At 35.8% G+C, this 18,215-nt stretch carries 13 protein-coding genes and 1 other annotated feature; of the genes, 2 read left to right on the top strand and 11 right to left on the bottom strand.

Annotation, left to right across the window (positions count from 1 at the left end; translation table 11 throughout):
- Positions 1–62: 62 nt before the first annotated feature.
- The 9 genes from AC4BBX_RS03880 to rpsB form a co-directional block, all read right to left on the bottom strand.
- Positions 63–4,397, bottom strand: a complete 4,335-nt coding sequence (locus AC4BBX_RS03880; protein WP_490455153.1) for a PolC-type DNA polymerase III — start codon at positions 4,395–4,397, stop codon at positions 63–65.
- Positions 4,398–4,570: 173 nt separating this feature from the next.
- Positions 4,571–6,268, bottom strand: coding sequence for a proline--tRNA ligase (locus tag AC4BBX_RS03885; RefSeq protein WP_490455154.1), 1,698 nt, complete (start codon positions 6,266–6,268; stop codon positions 4,571–4,573).
- Positions 6,269–6,303: 35 nt separating this feature from the next.
- Positions 6,304–7,569 (bottom strand): RIP metalloprotease RseP, encoded by a 1,266-nt coding sequence (gene rseP, locus AC4BBX_RS03890; protein WP_490455155.1) that lies wholly within the window; start codon positions 7,567–7,569, stop codon positions 6,304–6,306.
- Between the two features lie 368 nt (positions 7,570–7,937).
- Positions 7,938–8,744 (bottom strand): phosphatidate cytidylyltransferase, encoded by an 807-nt coding sequence (locus AC4BBX_RS03895; RefSeq protein ID WP_490455156.1) that lies wholly within the window; start codon positions 8,742–8,744, stop codon positions 7,938–7,940.
- Positions 8,741–9,541, bottom strand: coding sequence for an undecaprenyl pyrophosphate synthase (uppS, locus tag AC4BBX_RS03900; protein WP_490455157.1), 801 nt, complete (start codon positions 9,539–9,541; stop codon positions 8,741–8,743). The genes AC4BBX_RS03895 and uppS overlap by 4 nt, the downstream gene beginning before the upstream one ends.
- A 178-nt stretch (positions 9,542–9,719) precedes the next feature.
- Entirely contained in the window at positions 9,720–10,277 is a 558-nt protein-coding gene (gene frr / locus AC4BBX_RS03905) for a ribosome recycling factor (protein WP_490455158.1), read from the bottom strand.
- Position 10,278: 1 nt separating this feature from the next.
- Complete coding sequence (gene pyrH / locus AC4BBX_RS03910; protein WP_490455159.1) at positions 10,279–11,001, bottom strand: UMP kinase; 723 nt, start codon at positions 10,999–11,001, stop codon at positions 10,279–10,281.
- Between the two features lie 144 nt (positions 11,002–11,145).
- On the bottom strand, positions 11,146–12,027 hold the full coding sequence (tsf, locus tag AC4BBX_RS03915) for a translation elongation factor Ts (protein WP_490455160.1): 882 nt from the start codon (positions 12,025–12,027) through the stop codon (positions 11,146–11,148).
- Positions 12,028–12,135: 108 nt separating this feature from the next.
- Entirely contained in the window at positions 12,136–12,915 is a 780-nt protein-coding gene (gene rpsB / locus AC4BBX_RS03920) for a 30S ribosomal protein S2 (RefSeq protein ID WP_490455161.1), read from the bottom strand.
- Positions 12,916–13,310: 395 nt separating this feature from the next.
- Between rpsB and AC4BBX_RS03925 the strand changes: the two genes are divergently transcribed.
- Positions 13,311–13,775 carry an arginine repressor gene (locus AC4BBX_RS03925; RefSeq protein ID WP_490455162.1) on the top strand — a complete coding sequence of 155 codons (465 nt, stop codon included), beginning with the start codon at positions 13,311–13,313 and terminating at the stop codon, positions 13,773–13,775.
- 65 nt (positions 13,776–13,840) lie between these two features.
- Entirely contained in the window at positions 13,841–14,584 is a 744-nt protein-coding gene (locus AC4BBX_RS03930; protein WP_490455163.1) for a class I SAM-dependent methyltransferase, read from the top strand.
- Positions 14,585–14,625: 41 nt separating this feature from the next.
- On the opposite strand, the gene argS is transcribed toward AC4BBX_RS03930, so the two are convergent.
- Both argS and argF read right to left on the bottom strand, forming a co-directional pair.
- Positions 14,626–16,317: an arginine--tRNA ligase gene (gene argS, locus AC4BBX_RS03935; RefSeq protein ID WP_490455164.1), complete on the bottom strand. Its 1,692-nt coding sequence runs from the start codon at positions 16,315–16,317 to the stop codon at positions 14,626–14,628.
- A 73-nt stretch (positions 16,318–16,390) separates the two neighbouring features.
- Positions 16,391–16,587 (bottom strand) — a binding site (T-box leader).
- 622 nt (positions 16,588–17,209) lie between these two features.
- Positions 17,210–18,214 (bottom strand): ornithine carbamoyltransferase, encoded by a 1,005-nt coding sequence (gene argF, locus AC4BBX_RS03940; protein WP_490455165.1) that lies wholly within the window; start codon positions 18,212–18,214, stop codon positions 17,210–17,212.
- Position 18,215 lies beyond the last annotated feature (1 nt).

The raw sequence follows: 18,215 nt of genomic DNA on the forward strand, positions 1-18,215 counted from the left end.
TGACTATATAGCAATAAAAAAACCGCAAGAAAACTTTAAATAGCTTTCTTGCGGTTTTTGTTTTAAAACATATCAAACAAGGAAAGTTGATTTTCATCAGGTAAATCCTTCAAAACTCCATTGTCTGTCATGTATTCAATTAACGTTTTAGATACTTTTCCTCGGTTCGCTAAATCCTCTTTCGAAAGAAACGGACCGTCCTTACGAGCTTCCACAATCTGTTTAGCAACGTTTAGACCTAAACTTGGAACTGCTCTAAATGGTGCAATTAATTTATTCCCTTCAATCACAAAATTTTCTGCATCTGATTTATATAAATCAATCATTCCAAATTCAAAGCCTCTTTCTAACATTTCATTACATAACTCTAAAACAGTTAATAAGTTCTTTTCTTTGGTTGATGCATCCATGCCTTTGTCATTGATTTCTTTCATACGATCTTTTACTGCTTCTTTCCCTCTCGCCATTGCAACTAAATCAAAATCATCGGCACGAACAGAAAAATACGCACAATAATAAAGAATCGGGAAGTAAACTTTGAAATAAGCAACCCGTAAAGCCATCAATACATAAGCTGCTGCATGGGCTTTCGGGAACATATATTTAATTTTTAAGCAGGAATCAATATACCATTCTGGTACATTTTGTTTACGCATTTCTTCTTGCCAATCATCTGGAATACCTTTCCCTTTACGTACACTCTCCATAATCTTAAAGGCTAAACCATCGTCCAAGCCAGCATGCATCAAATAAACCATGATATCATCCCGACAACCAATTACATTGGCCAAATCTGCGGTACCTTTACTGATTAACTCTTCTGCATTTCCTAACCAAACATCTGTCCCATGAGACAATCCTGAAATCTGCAACAATTCTGCAAAAGTTGATGGATGAGTTTGATCCAACATTCCTCGTACAAATCGTGTACCAAATTCAGGTATTCCCAGTGTCCCAGTTCTTGAATAAATTTGCTCGGAAGTAACGCCTAAAACATCTGTTCCTTCAAAAATACGCATTACTTCAGGATCATCAGTTGGAATCGTCACTGGATCAATTCCGGATAAATCTTGAAGCATTCGAATAACCGTAGGATCATCATGTCCAAGTATATCGAGTTTCAAGATATTATCATGGATTGAATGAAAATCAAAGTGAGTCGTGCGCCATTCTGATCCTAAATCATCTGCTGGATATTGAATTGGCGTAAAATCATAAACGTCCATATAATCAGGTATAACAATAATCCCACCCGGATGCTGACCAGTTGTTCGTTTTACACCAGTTGCTCCTTTTGCCAAGCGGTCAATTTCTGCACTGCGTAAATGCATGTTATTATCACGTTCAAACGCTTTTACGAAACCAAACGCCGTTTTATCCGCAACAGTACCAATTGTTCCAGCTCTAAATACATAATCTTCCCCAAATAAAACTTTGGTATAGTTATGAGCCTCTGGTTGGTATTCTCCAGAAAAGTTCAAATCAATATCGGGAACTTTATCTCCGTGGAAACCTAAGAAAGTTTCGAAAGGAATATCATGTCCATCTTTTTTCAAGCGAGTGCCACAATTTGGACAAGCTTTTTCTGGCATATCAAAACCAGAACCATAAGAACCATCTTCATAGAACTCTGAATACTTACAATCTGGACAGTGGTAATGAGGAGCTAAAGGATTTACTTCTGTAATCCCCGTCATTGTAGCGACAAAACTAGATCCCACCGATCCACGTGATCCAACTAAATAACCGTCCTCATTACTCTTGTGTACTAATTTTTGAGAAATCAAATAAATAACGGAGAACCCATTCCCAATAATCGAGTCTAATTCCTTCTTCAAACGTTTTTCAACAATCTCAGGTAAAGGATTACCATATAATTCTTTCGCACGATTGTAACTTAAATCAGTAATTTCTTGCTCAGAACCAGGAATTTTAGGAGTATATAAGTCATCTTTGACGGGAACGACTGTCTCACAAGTATCGACTAAAGCATTTGGATTAGTGACAACTAATTCTTTTGCCAAATCACTCCCTAAAAATTGGAACTCTGTTAACATTTCATCAGTCGTTCTGAAATGAACTTTTGGCAATGTGTGGCGATTTAATGGATTGGCTCCACCCATAGAGTTGATTAAAATTTTACGATAAATAGAATCCACTTCATTTAAATAATGAACATTTCCCGTAGCGACTACAGGTTTGCCTAATTCTTGACCAATAGAAACTAATTTTTGAATAATATCTTCCAAATCTTTTTCGCTTTTGACCAATTCTTGTTCAATTAATGGCGCGTAGACTGGTTTAGGCATAACTTCAATATAATCATAAAATTCTGCTAGCTCTTTAGCGGCTTCATAACCTTTTTGCATCATGGCTACAAATACTTCACCCTTGTCACAAGCAGTTCCTACCATCAAACCTTCTCGTAATTTTGCTAATTCTGAACGAGGAATTCGTGGTGCTTTGTCATGGAAATACTTCACATTAGACATTGAAATTAATTTAAATAAATTCTTCAATCCTGCTTGTGTTTTTACAAGAATAGTTGCATGGAATGGACGGGCTGCTTTAATAGAGTTTGCCCCACCCACATGTCGGTTTAAATCCTCATGCAAATACATTTCATGGTTTTCCATCGCTTCCTTAACAAAAATCCAAGCCAAATGTCCGGTTGCTTCCGCATCATAAATCGCTCGGTGATGTTGTTCTAAAGAAACACCAAACTTCTTAGATAAAATTCCCAAACCAAAACGTTTATACTGAGGATACAAATATCTAGCTAACTCCAAGGTATCAATAACTGGATTATCTGCCTCTGGTATGCCATATCTTTTATAGCTCATATTTAAGAAACCCATATCAAAAGAAGCATTGTGGGCAACTAAAATTGCTCCCTCAGAAAATTCTCGGAATAAACGTAAGACTTCTTCTTCAGATTTAGACCCTTTGACCATGGCATCGGTAATTCCGGTTAAATTAACCGTCGTACTTGAAAGTGGATGTCCAGGATCAATAAATTCATCAAAAGAGGCTTCGACGTTTCCTTTGTGCATTTTGACTGCGGCTAATTCAATAATCGTATCATAGACAGCAGAAAGCCCAGTGGTTTCCACGTCAAATACAATGTAAGTAGCATCATTCAGAGGGACTGGCTGAGCATTATAAGCAACTTCTACTCCATCATCTACTATATTCGCCTCTACACCATAAATGATTTTCACCCCAGCTTTTTTTCCAGCTTGATGGGCATCAGGAAAGGATTGGGCTCCCCCATGGTCAGTGATGGCAATTGCCTTATGTCCCCATTTACCAGCTTGAGCAACTAAATCAGCCACATTATTGGTGGCATCCATCGTACTCATATTGGAATGCATATGAAGCTCTACTCTTTTTTCGTCTTCTGGTGCATAATCTTTGCGAGTTTCATGTTGGACTTCCACAATATCTTGAGCCATCATCACTAAATCTCTCATGTAATTATCTTCTTGAATACTACCTCGAGCTTTCACCCAAGATCCCTTAGCAATTGCTTCAAAAATTTGTTTGTCTCTGTCATTATTAGAAAACTTCTTCACAACAAAAGAGGAAGTATAGTCGGTAATTTTTAGAGTTAAAATTGAGCGTCCTGATTTTAATTCAAGGATTTCTTTGTCAAAAATATAACCTTCAATTGTCATTCGACGTTCTTCTTCTAAAATGTTAGCCATCGGTGTCACTATTTCATCCACAGGAATATTTCGACCTAAACTAATTGGACCCTCAAAAGCAGGTTCTTGTTTTTTCTCTTTTTTCCGTTGTTCATGCATAGCTAAACTTTCAGCAGCCTGTTGCATAAAAGCTTCTTGTTGTTCTTGTTGACGTTGTTCTAATTTTTTTCGATCTGCTTCTGCTTGTTTAGCATCTAATACAGGTGAAATTCTGAAACGTCCAAATCCAAAAGCTTGATAATTTTTTTCAATAATTGGCAAATATTGTTGTTGTAAAATTGAAACCACTGATTCATTCGTCACAGATAACAAAATCTTATTTTCTGACATGATGGGTAACTGCGCTCGTAACACCTGTTGAATAAGAGGGGTATCACAGTTTTCATTATTTAATGCCAAGCTCCAATAGTCTTGTAATAATTTTTCGTCAAAACTGTCGTCAGCTACTTGAATAGTTAATTGTGTGCTAGCAATATCTTTGAAAGCAAGTTCTAGATGTTGTCGAAAGTTCTGGTACAACAAACTTGGCAATAATTTGTCAAAATTTAACGTAAAAGACCAACATTTTGATTGACGATGGACAACGACTTCTGTTATTTTTCCGGTTCGAATTAAAGGATGATTTTTAGTTTCTGGATCTAAATTCATTTGCTCCAACAAAATATCGAACTTTTCTTTTTCTTTAGACAAGTCTGTCCCTCCTGTACTTCATTAAATTTTTAGCTACTTTTTCTCACTTTGTTACATAGAATAATTCCTAATAACAAAATCTCTCGTAACTTTTAGTATACTCTTTTTTTCTGATGTTTTCATTAAAAAAATCTAGAACTCCCATCATTTTGATGCTTGTCCTAGATTCCAATTTATTCACTTGTTAATAAAATACTTAAAGTATTTGCTAGCTCTTCTTTACGGACTTCCAAAGTAGCACCAGTCTTTTTAATCTTTACTTCTACAATTCCCTCAAATGCTTTTTGTCCAACCGTAATACGAATCGGACAGCCGATTAAATCTGCTTCATTAATTTTTAAATCCGAATGTATCTTCCGATCATCTACCAATACTTCATAACCAGAATCTCGCATGGCTTCTTCTACTTCTAGTGTCAACCTAGTTTGATAATCGTCTCGCATATCAATTTGAAGAAGATGTAAATCAAACGGTGCAATGGCTTTCGGCCAAGTAATGGTTCCTTCATTGCTATTTTGTTCAACAATTGCTGCCAGTAAACGATTGATATTGAGTTGATAACTACCAATTTGCACTAAAGTATGTTGACCTTCTTCATTTTCAATCGTAGCTTCAATATTTTCTGAATAATCTGTACCCACTTTAAGAAGTTTTGCAACTTCAATTCCTTTTTTGAACACTAACTCGCCAGAACCATCTGGTGAAGGATCGCCTTCTTGAATTAATCGAAAATCCCCATAAGCTTTTGGCTCAAAATCTCGATTGGAATTCACATGAAGATAATGAGCATCTTCTTGATTAGCACCAGCAACAGCATTCACCAAATCGGCTACATAATTATCAGCATAGATACTAATATTGGATACGTGAACTGGCCCAATCCAATCCAATCCAACTCCCAATAAATTTTCTGCCTCTTCATTAGTAGCTGGATTTAATTTCTTAACACCTAAAAAGTTTTTCACTTTGACAAGATTTAACTCATGGTCTCCTCTCATCAATACTAAAACTGGCTCATCATCTGCTATAAATAATAAGCTCTTAATAATTTTTTGCGGTGTAACGTCTAGAAAATGAGCTAATTCGGAAACAGATTTCTGGTTTGGTGTAGCTACTTCCTCCAAATCTACATAGGTCGCATGAGATTTTTTGCCAGTGTATAGACTAGTTGCTCGATCCAGATTTGCAGCATAATCACTTTGATTGGAGACACAAATAGTTGTTTCTCCAATCTCCGATAATGCGATAAATTCTTTGGTATCTTTACCATTAGATAATCCACTGTCACCAACTACACTTTTGAACTCTAATTCGCAACGAGTTAAAATCTTTCGATAGACTTGTTCGTATTTGCGATAGAAATCTTCTAAACTTTTTTCTGAATCATGAAATGAATAACTGGTACAACTTGTAAATTCTCTAGAACCCATCAAGCCAGAATTTGGATACACTTTATCTTGATAATTTGTTTGTATTTGATACAAACTTAAAGGTAATTGCTTATGAGAATGAATTTCAGTTTGAACCAAATCCAAAAAAAACTCAATATCATTACTTCCTAATACATAGTTTTGATTATTTTGATCAACCGTTGTAAAAGTCCCCTGATCTTCTAAATCATCGGATAATCCCATTAACTTACTAGGCATCAATGTTGGCATCTGTAGTTCAGTACCGTCAATCTCAGCAAATTCTTCACGAATGATTGTCTTGATTTTCTTAATCACTCTAACAGCTAAAGGTAAATACATATAGATTCCACTAGAAACTTGGCGAATAAAACCAGCCTGTAATAATAATCTATAGTTACGAGAATCAATTTCTTCTGGAATTTCTCGCAAGGTCGGAATCAGTAATTTCGACTGTTTCATTTTTATCTCCTCTACTTCACCCTATCCAAAGCTTTTTATCTAAAAAAGAATCGTTGGATATCGTTCCAAGTAACAAGCACCATCAATAATAATAATAAACTAAAACCTACCAAGGTAATTAGTCCTTCTTTTTCTTGACTTAAAGGTTTCCCCCGAACACCTTCGAAAATATTCAGTAATAATTTACCACCGTCTAAACCTGGGATAGGTAATAAATTAAAAATCCCAAGATTGACAGAAATCATTGCCATCAAATATATCACAGTCATTGGCCCTTGTCTTGCAGCCTGAGAAGACATTTCCATAATTGCTACGGGTCCTCCCAATTGGTTTAAACTAAAGTTGGTAATCAATCCACGCAAAGCTCGAACAATACCTAAAAACATTTCCAAGCTCTCTCTAAATCCACCTTTTATTTTTGCCCAAAATCCAGTTTCAATAGGGGCTTGAATGCCTAATTGACCAATTGTTTGATCATTTATTTCGACTGCTTCCGGTGTCATTGCAATTGTTTGTGAATCTGTACCACGTTTTATTTCTACTTGTAATTCCTGATTAGGACTTACTCGAACAATTTCTACTACTTCATTCCAGGTAGTGACCTCTTCCTGATCAATAGCAAGAATTTCGTCCCCCTCTTGCAAACCAGCCAATTCTGCCACTCCGTCAGAAACGACACGAACTACTGTAGAATTATTATTCACTACATAGCCACGTACAAACACCATACCCATGATTAAAACTAAGGTTAAAATGAAATTGTTCATCGGTCCTGCAAAATTAGTTAACATTCTTTGCCATAATTTAGCTGATTGAAATTGAACATCTCTTGGTGCAATACGAACTTCTGTGCCATCTTCCTCAATAATCAAGGAATCATGGTTCACTTGGTAAGTCACTGTCTGACTTTCATCGCCATTAATAAAACCCGTCAATATTAACTCATCCAATAAATCAAAACTTGCTACTTCAAAAGGAATTGCATTTGCTAATTGAATTTTTTGACTCGTATTAATTTTGATGACTTGATCTTGTTCATCGAGAACAAGTCCAATAAGCATTCCTGCCTTTAATTCCTCTTCGTCTTCATATCCTGCCATACGGACATAACCGCCCATTGGCAAAGCCCGAATTGTATAAGTAGTTCCATCCTTACCTTGATGACTATATAATTTTGGTCCCATTCCGATTGCAAATTCTCGCACTAAAATTCCTGCACGTTTTGCAAAATAGAAATGACCAAATTCATGGATAACAACCACAACGGAGAAGACGATTAAAAATACTAAAACAGTCCTCATCTGTCCATTCCTCTCTATTTCTTATTTAATTTAGTTTCAATACTCCACTATTTTATCATATCTGTAATGATTCACAATTAATCCCCCACTTTGTAACATGAATTTAACCTAAACAACCGAAATTTCACCATTTTCGTAAAAAAACATTGAAAAGAATCAAATTTTTATTTCAACTGTTTTAAAAACATTACAGACAAAGATAAAAACTGAACTTTTTTCTTTATGAGACAAAGATAATCATCAAGAATTTTCCTCTTAAGTAAAAGTTACGACTATATGTTTTATTTTCAAAAAATGATTTTGAATAAATAGTAGTTTGAAACAAAAAAAGTTATTTCCGAGTCGACATCAGAAATAACTTTCTACTTTTAAAAAATCCCTAATAAGTGCATGATTGGAAAAACAAATAATAAACTGTCAAAGCGATCTAGGATACCACCATGACCCGGCAATATTTTACCTGAATCTTTGACTCCGTAATGACGTTTAAAGGCCGACTCAACTAAATCACCAAATTGACCGACAATCGATAAAATCACCGTTAGTAGAATCATCAAGTAAGATGGATGTCCAAAATATTCTTTCCCCGGATAAGCTAGTAAATAGATTGCTGCAACGACTACTGCACTGAGAATTCCTCCAGCAGCTCCCTCTACCGTTTTGTTCGGAGAAATTTCTGGCCATAACTTGCGACTACCATATTTTCTACCTACCATATATGCACCAATATCTGTCGCCCATACAACAAATAGTCCAAACACTAAAACGGCTAAACTTTCTAATCTCGCATTGACAAAACTTTGGAAACCCATTCCTACATACAGGCTGACAATTACTGGAAATCCAGTTTCATCAATCGTATACGTATTTTTCGAAATAACTGACACACCTAAAAGCAACATAACAATTAGATAATACAGCATAAATTTATCCGTTTTTTCAGGTAAGAATGAAAACCAAGGATCTTGCGGTAAAACTAAAATAATAGCTCCTAAAGCGGATAAAACCCCTTCAAAACTTAGAATAGCTAAGCCTTTCATTCTGAATAACTCATATACTCCTACTGCAGCTAATGCAGCTCCTAATAATGCAACTGAAACCCCACCAAAATCAAAATAAATTAATGGTAAAAAAAGAGCTAGCGCAACAACAGCGGTAATGACTCGTTGTCTCATTTAGTTTCCCCCTTATTTTTAATTCCGCCAAAACGACGGTCTCTGTTTTGAAAACTTGCAATTGCAGTTTCTAGTAAAGACTCATTAAAGTCAGGCCACAATGCTTGTGTAAAGAACAATTCACTATACGCAATTTGCCAAAGTAAGAAATTACTGATTCGTTCTTCCCCACTTGTTCGAATCACTAATTCTGGATCTCTCAGTTCTTTGGATAAGAAACCTGTCATCAAATGATTGGCAATCATTTCTTCATTAATCATTTCTGAATCACCAGACTGGTTAGAAACTTCATCATAGACAGCCTGTACAGCAGAAACAATTTCTGCCCGACTACCATAATTTAAAGCAAAATTTAAGACCATCCCTGTATTATTTTTAGTCTGTTCGATTGCTCTTTCTACCGCATTTTGGGTATGTGCTGGTAAGTATTCCTTGTATCCCATAACATGGACTCGAACATTTTCTTCAATCAACTCTGGTACAAATGTGTCAAAAAAATCTACGGGTAATTGCATCAAAAATTCTACTTCATCAGTTGGACGTTTCCAATTTTCGGTAGAAAAAGCATAAAGTGTTAAGACTTTAACACCTAATTTAGAAGCATGTTTGGTCACTTGTTTGACAGTTTCCATTCCTTCTTTATGTCCTGCTACACGAGGTAAACGTCTATTTTGAGCCCATCGGCCATTTCCATCCATAATAATAGCCACATGCTTAGGAATCGGTCCATTCAATTGAAACTCATGCTCACTATCTTCTTGAGTATATTTGTTTTTTTGTGGAAAAAAACGTAACATCTTGTTCTCTCCTATCATTCGAATTTTCGAGATTAATCTTTATTAGTATAACAATAATCGCTATTCTTGCCTATAAAAAAAGCAATTCATGCTAATTAATTAAAAGAATAACAAGATTTTATTCATCAAAAGACAAAAAAATCACACACTCTCATTTCATGTGTGTGATTTTCCTTTATTAAACTTCTAAAAGTTCTTTTTCTTTTTCAGCTGCGATAGCGTCTAGTGCTTTAACACTGTCATCTGTTAATGCTTGAATTTCTTTTTCAGAATCTTTCAAATCATCTTCAGTGATTTCGCTTGCTTTTTCTTGCTTTTTATATGCATCCATTGCATCACGACGAGCATTTCGGACTGCCACTTTTGCACTTTCAGCAGATTTTTTCACTTCTTTAGCTAATTCTTTACGACGTTCCTCTGTTAATTGAGGAAGTACCAAACGAATCACTGTTCCATCATTACTTGGTGTAATACCTAAATCAGAAGCTAAGATCGCTTTTTCAACTTCTTTTAACATTGTTTTATCAAATGGTGTTACCATCAATACACGTGCTTCTGGAATAGTAATTGAAGCCATTTGATTTAAAGGTGTTGGTACACCATAGTAGACAACTGACACACGGTCTAATAAACTTGCATTCGCACGGCCCGCACGAATTTGTCCAAGTTCCCGTTGTAAACTATCCGCAGCTTTCTGCATTTTGTCCTTTGCTTCTGTTAAGATTTGATCTGCCATGTTATTTCCCCCTTACGGTTGTTCCAATATTTTCACCTAAAATTGCACGTTGAATATTTCCTGGTTCGTTCAAATTGAACACAACCAATGGAATATCATTATCCATGCTTAAAGAACTTGCGGTCGAATCCATTACTTGTAAACCCTTAGAAATGACGTCTAAATGAGTTAGTTCTTCAAATTTAATTGCACTTGTATCAAGTTTTGGATCGGCTGAATACACACCATCAACATTATTTTTAGCCATTAAAATCACATCTGCATTGATTTCAGCTGCTCTTAAGGCTGCAGTAGTATCTGTTGAAAAGTATGGATTACCTGTTCCACCAGCAAAAATAACTACGCGACCTTTTTCCAAATGACGCTCTGCACGACGACGAATATATGGTTCAGCAATTTGACGCATTTCAATTGATGTTTGCACACGAGTTGGAACGCCAGCATTTTCAAGAGTATCTTGTAAAGCTAAAGCATTCATTACAGTAGCAAGCATCCCCATATAATCGGCTTGGGCTCTTTCCATTCCCATTTGTGCACCAATTTGTCCACGCCAAATGTTTCCGCCACCAACAACAATAGCTAATTCTACTCCTAAATCATGTACTTGTTTTAATTCTTTAACGATTTCTTGGATTGTAGGTGGTTTGATTCCAAATCCTTCATCTCCAGCTAAAGCTTCTCCGCTTAACTTTAAAACAACACGTTGATATTTTGGTTTATCCATGACGATTCCTCCGTAAATTCTCTATTCCTATTGTAGCATATTAAAAAAGTTATGACAGTTTAGAACTATAAACTTTATCAAACAATTTTTACTTAAAAAAAGGGAGCGCACTTTCATGCGTTCCCATCTGTTCCAGGAACAGATTTATTTTTTCACTTGGCTCATTACTTCTTCTACAAAGTTATCTTCACGTTTTTCGATACCTTCGCCTACTTCAAAACGAGTAAATGATTTCACAGTTGCACCTTTTGAAGCAACATATTTCGCAACAGTTACATCTGGATCTTTAACGAATGGTTGGTCAACTAACGAAATTTCAGCTTTAAATTTGTTCAAACGACCAACAACCATTTTTTCAACGATGTTAGCTGGTTTGCCTTCGTTTAATGCTTGTTCAGTTAATACTGATTTTTCATGGTCTAATTCCGCTTGAGGAATTTGTGACTCATCTACATAACGAGGGTTGATAGCAGCAACGTGCATAGCTACGTCTCTAGCAACTTCTTCATCAGTTGTTCCTTCAACAACTGCTAATACAGCAATACGTCCACCCATGTGTAGGTATCCGCCAAATGCAGCGTTATCTTCTTTTTCAACAACTTCAAAACGACGGAAGCTGATTTTTTCACCAATTACTTGTGTAGCTTCAATTAATGAATCAGAAATTTTACCAGTTGAAATTTCTAATTCCATTGCAGCATCTAAGTCAGCTGGTTTGTTAGCTGCAACTGCTTCAGCAATATCACTTACTAATGTTTGGAATCTTTCATTTTTAGAAACGAAGTCAGTTTCTGAGTTGATTTCAACGATTGCAGCAGAGTTACCATTTACTGCAACAGAAGCTAAACCTTCAGCAGCAATACGGTCATTTTTCTTCGCAGCTTTAGCCATACCTTTTTCACGTAAGTAATCAACCGCTTTTTCAATGTCACCTTCTACTTCTACTAATGCTTTTTTAGCATCCATCATACCTACGCCAGTCATATCGCGTAGTTCTTTTACTAATTTAGCTGAAATTTGAGCCATTTTTGTATTTCCTCCCGAAATTTAAGTTTGTTTTTTAAAAAAAGCTGTTTCAAAGGAGAGTACGGCTTTTCGCCTAGCCCTTGAAACAGCTCCGTCATTCAATCATTATTATGCTGGTGCGTTGTCGCCTTCTACAACATCAACGATTTCTTCGATTGAAGTTGCAGCATCTTCAGCTACGAAATCATTTTCGCCGACTTGATCTTCACCTTGGTTTCCTTCGATGAAAGCATCTGCCATTTTACCAGTAATTAATTTAACGGCACGAATAGCGTCGTCATTTGATGGGATTATTACGTCGATTTCATCTGGGTCACAGTTTGTATCAACCATAGCAACGATTGGGATATTTAATTTATGCGCTTCTTGAATTGCAATACGTTCTTTACGAGGGTCAACCACGTACATTACGTCTGGAATTCTTGGCATATCAGCAATACCACCTAAGAATTTTTCTAAACGTTCACGTTCTTTGTTCAAACCAGATACTTCTTTTTTAGGTAGAACTTCAAAAGTTCCATCTTCTTCCATAGCATTGATTGATTTCAAACGAGTAATACGTTTTTGGATTGTTTCCCAGTTAGTTAAAGTTCCACCTAACCAACGGTGGTTTACATAGTATTGACCAGAGCGGATAGCTTCTTCTTTAATTGCTTCTTGAGCTTGTTTTTTAGTTCCTACGAATAATGCGATACCGCCATCTTCAGCGATGTCTTTCATGTAATCGTAAGCTGCATCTACTAATTTAACTGTTTTTTGTAAGTCAATGATATAGATACCGTTTCTTTCTGTGAAGATAAATTTCTTCATTTTTGGGTTCCAGCGACGAGTTTGGTGACCAAAGTGTACGCCGGCTTCTAGTAATTGTTTCATAGAAATTACTGCCATTTTTGTTTCCTCCAATTTGGTTTTTATTTTTTCCCTCTCCTACTTCTTAACTCGTTGAAGAACTGATTACTCAGCACCGCTTCGCAGATAAAGTAAGATGTGGATTTTGGTTGTTCAACAAGTATTCTTGCTGAGCCACCTTTAACAGTATACAAGATGATTTCTTAGATTGCAAACTATTTATTCGTTTTTTTTGTTACAAATAAATAGAAAATGTTACCATTCACATGCAAAACAAGAAAATGAGTATCTACATTCAAATAGTCCACATAACTATTACAATATTTATCCATAAAAACAGAAATTTTATTCTATTTCTAACGGTTAAACTATCTATTTCATTAAGGTTTTGGTATGATAGAAATGAATATCTATACATAAAGGAGTGGAAGAAAGTGCGTAAGGCTGATCGCCATGTACTAATTAAACAACTAGTAACTAATCATACAATTCGAACACAAGAAGAATTATTGCATTTATTAGAAAATCAAGGAGTTACTGCAACTCAAGCGACGATTTCTAGAGATATCCGGGACTTACAAATTGTTAAATCTCCAGATGGCAATGGGCAAGCAAAATTCGAATTATTTCAAGAAAATAATTCTCAAACAAATGAATCAGAAAAACAACGTCTAATTCTGATGACCCAAGATGTAGTCACTAAAATTGATCGTGTGCAATTTATGACGATTATCAATACGATTCCTGATAATGCTCCAATTCTAGCAGCTGCGATTGATGAAGTATCGATGGAAGAAAAAGTTTGTTCTTTAGCTGGTTTTGATACAATTGTTATTATTTCCAGAACAGAAGAAGATGCAAAAAAAATGGAAGCTTTCTTTAGAGCACACTCACTATAACTATTTAACAAAAGCTACTGATTAAGTATTCAGTGGCTTTTTCTTATAAAAGGAGTTGATTTTTTTTGAAATGGAACCCAAATACCTATGATGAAAAACATCCCTTCATTTCTGAATATGGAAAAGATTTACTAAGTTTTCTACCGATAAAATCAGGGCAAAAAATTCTAGATATTGGCTGTGGCACTGGAACCTTAACATCTCAACTTGCTTCTTACGGAGAGGTCTTAGGTATTGATGGATCGGAAGAAATGATTCGGCAAGCCCAAGAAAATTTTCCTACAATCAATTTTCAAGTTCAAGATGCATTAACAATGACCTATAAAAATCAATGGGACATCGTTTTTTCAAATGCTGCTTTCCATTGGATTTCCAATCACGAAAAATTAATTTATAACATCGAACAAGCACTAACTTCACAAGGTAAATTGATCTGTGAATTCGGTGCTAAAGGTAATATTAAAATAGTTGAGGAAAGTTTTCAAGAAGCCCTACTTCCTTTCAACGTTGAGTATCATTCAAAATTCACTTTTCCAACTGTCGATTCCTTCCAACATTTATTAAATAAAAATGGATTTACGGTAGATCAGATTTATGATTTCCCTCGCCCGACAGTTCTTTCAGGTGGACAAATCGGCTTAATAAATTTCGCCAAACAGTTTTTTGAAACAGAATTGTCTTCTTTTAATTCTGAGGAACAACTTGAAATTCTTACTCGATTTGAAGAAAACGCTCGAGGAAAACTGTGGCAAAAAACACAGTGGGTAACCGACTATCGACGTTTGCGAGTGATTTCATCTAAACCGTAAAAAGCATGGACTCCAAAACAAAGGAGTCCATGCTTTTTCTATTACATTTTATCTGGTGCGTGTAAACCTAACAAGCGTAGGTCTTCTTTTAATAGTACTGTTACTGCGTAAACAAGTGCCAAACGGGCTTCTTTTTCAGAATCATCTGCTAAAACTTTTACGTTCGCATAATACTTATTAAAGGCTTGCGCTAGTTTAATCGCATGTTTTGCAATCACAGACGGTTCGTATTTTGTAGCCGCTTGTTGAATTGTTTCTGGATAACGTTGAATTAATTTGATAACTTCCCAACTGTCTTCATCATTTAATGCATAGGCAGTCTCTTCATTTGGAGTAAAACCAGCTTTTCCAAGCAAGCTCATCGCACGGGCATGAGCATATTGTACGTAAGGTCCAGTTTCACCTTCAAAACGTACCACTTCTTCCAATGAGAAATCAAAATTATTTAGACGATCATTTTTTAAATCGTGGAAAACAACTGCACCAACACCCACTTGTTTCGCAACTTCCTCTTTGTTTTCCAAGTTTGGATTTTTCTCACTAATTTGTTCTTTCGCAGAATCAATAGCTTCATTTAAAACTTCTTCAAGTAAAACAATTTTCCCTTTACGAGTAGATAATTTTTTACCATCTTTAGTAATCAAACCAAATGGAATATGGTGCATGTCATCTGACCAATCGTAATCCATTTCTTTTAATACAGCTTTTAATTGTTTGAAATGATAACTTTGTTCATTTCCTACTACATACAATGATTGAGCAAAGTCATACGTACGTTTACGATAAATCGCCGCTGCCATATCACGAGTAATATATAAAGTAGCGCCATCAGACTTGCGGATCAAAGCAGGATTTAAGTCATAATTAGAAAGATCAACAATTTCTGCCCCTTGATCTTCTTTTAAAAGATTTTTTTCTGCTAATAAATCCACAACTTCATTCATTTTATCGTTGTAGAAAGCTTCCCCATTTAATGAATCAAAAGAAACTTCTAGCATATCATAAACTTTATTGAATTCTTTCAAAGACTCTTCACGGAACCATTTCCATAAAGCAATTGTTTCTTCGTCTCCATCTTCCAATTTTTTAAACCAAGCACGCGCCTCATCTTCTAGTGATGGATCTGTCTCAGCTTCATCATGGAATTTCACATAGATTCCCACAAGTTCTTTAATCGGATTGCTTTGAACGGCTTCTGCTGAACTCCATTTTTTATAGGCAACAATTAACTTCCCAAATTGGGTTCCCCAGTCTCCTAAATGGTTGATACGAATTGGATTATAGCCAACTTTTTCTAAAATGAAACCAATAGAATTACCGATAACAGTTGAACGTAAGTGTCCCATTGAAATTGGTTTAGCAATATTTGGTGAGGACATATCGATTGGCACATTGGCATTATTTCCTTGTTGAGTATCACCAAAATGATTTTTTTCTTTAATTACTTCGGATAAAACTGACTCACTAACCACTGACTTGTTCATGAAAAAGTTCAAGTAAGGTCCAACAACTTCAATTTTATCAAAAGAAGAACCATCAATTTTTTCTGCTAAATCAGCTGAAATTTGTTGTGGAGCTTTACGATAAACTTTTGCTAATGAAAATGCTGGAAATGCAACATCTCCGTGATCTGCTGATTTCGGATTTTCCAATAATTGTTGAACTTGTTCTAGTGATAAGTCTTCTTTGACAACATCAAAAATGGCTTTTGAGACAATGTCTTTGTTATTCATTCTTTCTTTCCTCCTAATTTTGTTTCATTGATTAATAGCTAAAGGCAAACAAAAAGCCCCTAGCGTTTAAAACACTAGAGACGAGAATTCCCGCGGTACCACTCTGATTGTTCGCTTCATGCGAACCCACTTTATCTGATAACGGTAGATATCCGTTTGCTAAGCAAATTTTCACAAGTACGCTTCACTCTTCTTTTTTAATTCGGCTCTCACCTTCCCGAACTCGCTACATAAAAAATGAACAGCTACTCTCTTGATCACTAAATCATCTATGAAATGTAAAATGATTATAGCAAATCTTGGGAGAATACGCCAGTCTTGTGATTAAGTTTTATTGGTATATTTGACAATTTTACGTTACCATTCACCGCAAATTTGACGCTTCACTACGAGAGAGTCTTGCTTAGGTCAGCCCGGAACCGCTCCAAGCCTGTAGTCTTGGAGCTTTCAAGCTTCACACGCCCAGTAACCAATCAATTGGCAACTGGGCGTTGTTCACATTGAATTCTTGACGTGGCGACAACGCAAGCCTTTCTCTTCGTTACGCTGAATATTGATTGACTAGAGTAATCTTATTGCACTCATTGCTGTCATTAATTTTACAGAATGTCTTCACTTGATTAGTTAACCTACAAAAATGTTAAAAACTAACCAGCGTAATGGAACAACGAAAGCTGCGCCGTCACCTTGAAAGAGGAGCCAATGTGAACTACTGTAACTTATCGTAGCGATTAGTTACAGTTTGAAGCTTGGCAGACTGGAGACTACTGGCTCCAGTTGGTCCCACGGTCGACAAAAGCAGACTTCGTTCTGTAGTGTAGCGAATAGATTAGAAAGATAACTGTGAAGGGTAACGATCTTCCAACTAAATCGCTACGCTACACATCGCTTTCTAATTTGGAATAAATAAATGTCCCAAAGTGGCTGCCATAATTGCCTTAATTGAGTGCATCCGATTTTCTGCTTGATCAAATTGTTTAGCATAGCTACTGCGGAACACTTCATCTGTTACTTCCATTGCTTCTATGTCATACTTTTTAGCTATTTCTAAACCATAACTAGTTTCCGTATCATGAAATGCTGGCAAACAATGTAAAAATATGACTTTTTCATTTTGAGTCAGATCAACTATTTGCTGATTAATTTGATAAGGTAATAATTGCTCAATCCGTTCAGCAAATTTCTCTTCTTCTCCCATTGAAACCCAGACATCTGTATAAAGAACATCTGCATGGAGTACACCTTTTTCTACATCGTCTGTAATTAAGATTTCTGCTCCAGATTCTTGACCGTATTTTTTGGCTAACGCGACAAGTTCTTCATCTGGATGAAGTTCTTTAGGAGCAACAATTCGTACATCCGTTCCTAAAATAGCTCCTGTAATTAACAAGGAGTTGGCAACATTGTTTCGACCATCCCCACAATAAGCTAACTTAACCTTTTTAAGATCTCCAAGATTTTCTTGAATCGTCAAAAAATCGGCAATCATTTGTGTAGGATGCCAGTCATCGGTTAGACCATTCCACACAGGAACTCCAGAATGCTCTGCTAATAATTCCACAATCTCTTGACTAGAACCACGGTATTCGATGCCATCAAACATACTTCCTAAAACTTTGGCTGTATCTTCCACCGATTCTTTGGTGCCAAGTTGAATGTCATTCGCTCCTAAAAATTCTGGGTGTGCGCCTAAATCAACCGTAGCAACGGTAAAAGCGGCTCTGGTTCTTGTCGAAGTTTTTTCAAATAATAATGCAATATTTTTTCCTTCTAAGTAATGATGAGGTATGCCTTGTTTTTTTAATTTTTTCAAATGTTGAGATAGATCAATTAAATATTGTAATTCTTGTTGGTTAAAATCTTTTTCAGCTAAAAAACTTTTACCTTGAAAATCCATA

Source organism: Enterococcus sp. AMC1157 (assembly GCF_058216555.1).

Bases quoted from the DNA above. Each gene is read 5' to 3' on its own strand.
- AC4BBX_RS03885 (WP_490455154.1), bottom strand. From the start codon at position 6,268: ATGAAACAGTCGAAATTACTGATTCCGACCTTGCGAGAAATTCCAGAA.
- rseP (WP_490455155.1), bottom strand. From the start codon at position 7,569: ATGAGGACTGTTTTAGTATTTTTAATCGTCTTCTCCGTTGTGGTTGTT.
- AC4BBX_RS03895 (WP_490455156.1), bottom strand. From the start codon at position 8,744: ATGAGACAACGAGTCATTACCGCTGTTGTTGCGCTAGCTCTTTTTTTA.
- uppS (WP_490455157.1), bottom strand. From the start codon at position 9,541: ATGTTACGTTTTTTTCCACAAAAAAACAAATATACTCAAGAAGATAGT.
- frr (WP_490455158.1), bottom strand. From the start codon at position 10,277: ATGGCAGATCAAATCTTAACAGAAGCAAAGGACAAAATGCAGAAAGCT.
- pyrH (WP_490455159.1), bottom strand. From the start codon at position 11,001: ATGGATAAACCAAAATATCAACGTGTTGTTTTAAAGTTAAGCGGAGAA.
- tsf (WP_490455160.1), bottom strand. From the start codon at position 12,027: ATGGCTCAAATTTCAGCTAAATTAGTAAAAGAACTACGCGATATGACT.
- rpsB (WP_490455161.1), bottom strand. From the start codon at position 12,915: ATGGCAGTAATTTCTATGAAACAATTACTAGAAGCCGGCGTACACTTT.
- argS (WP_490455164.1), bottom strand. From the start codon at position 16,317: ATGAATAACAAAGACATTGTCTCAAAAGCCATTTTTGATGTTGTCAAA.
- argF (WP_490455165.1), bottom strand. From the start codon at position 18,214: ATGGATTTTCAAGGTAAAAGTTTTTTAGCTGAAAAAGATTTTAACCAA.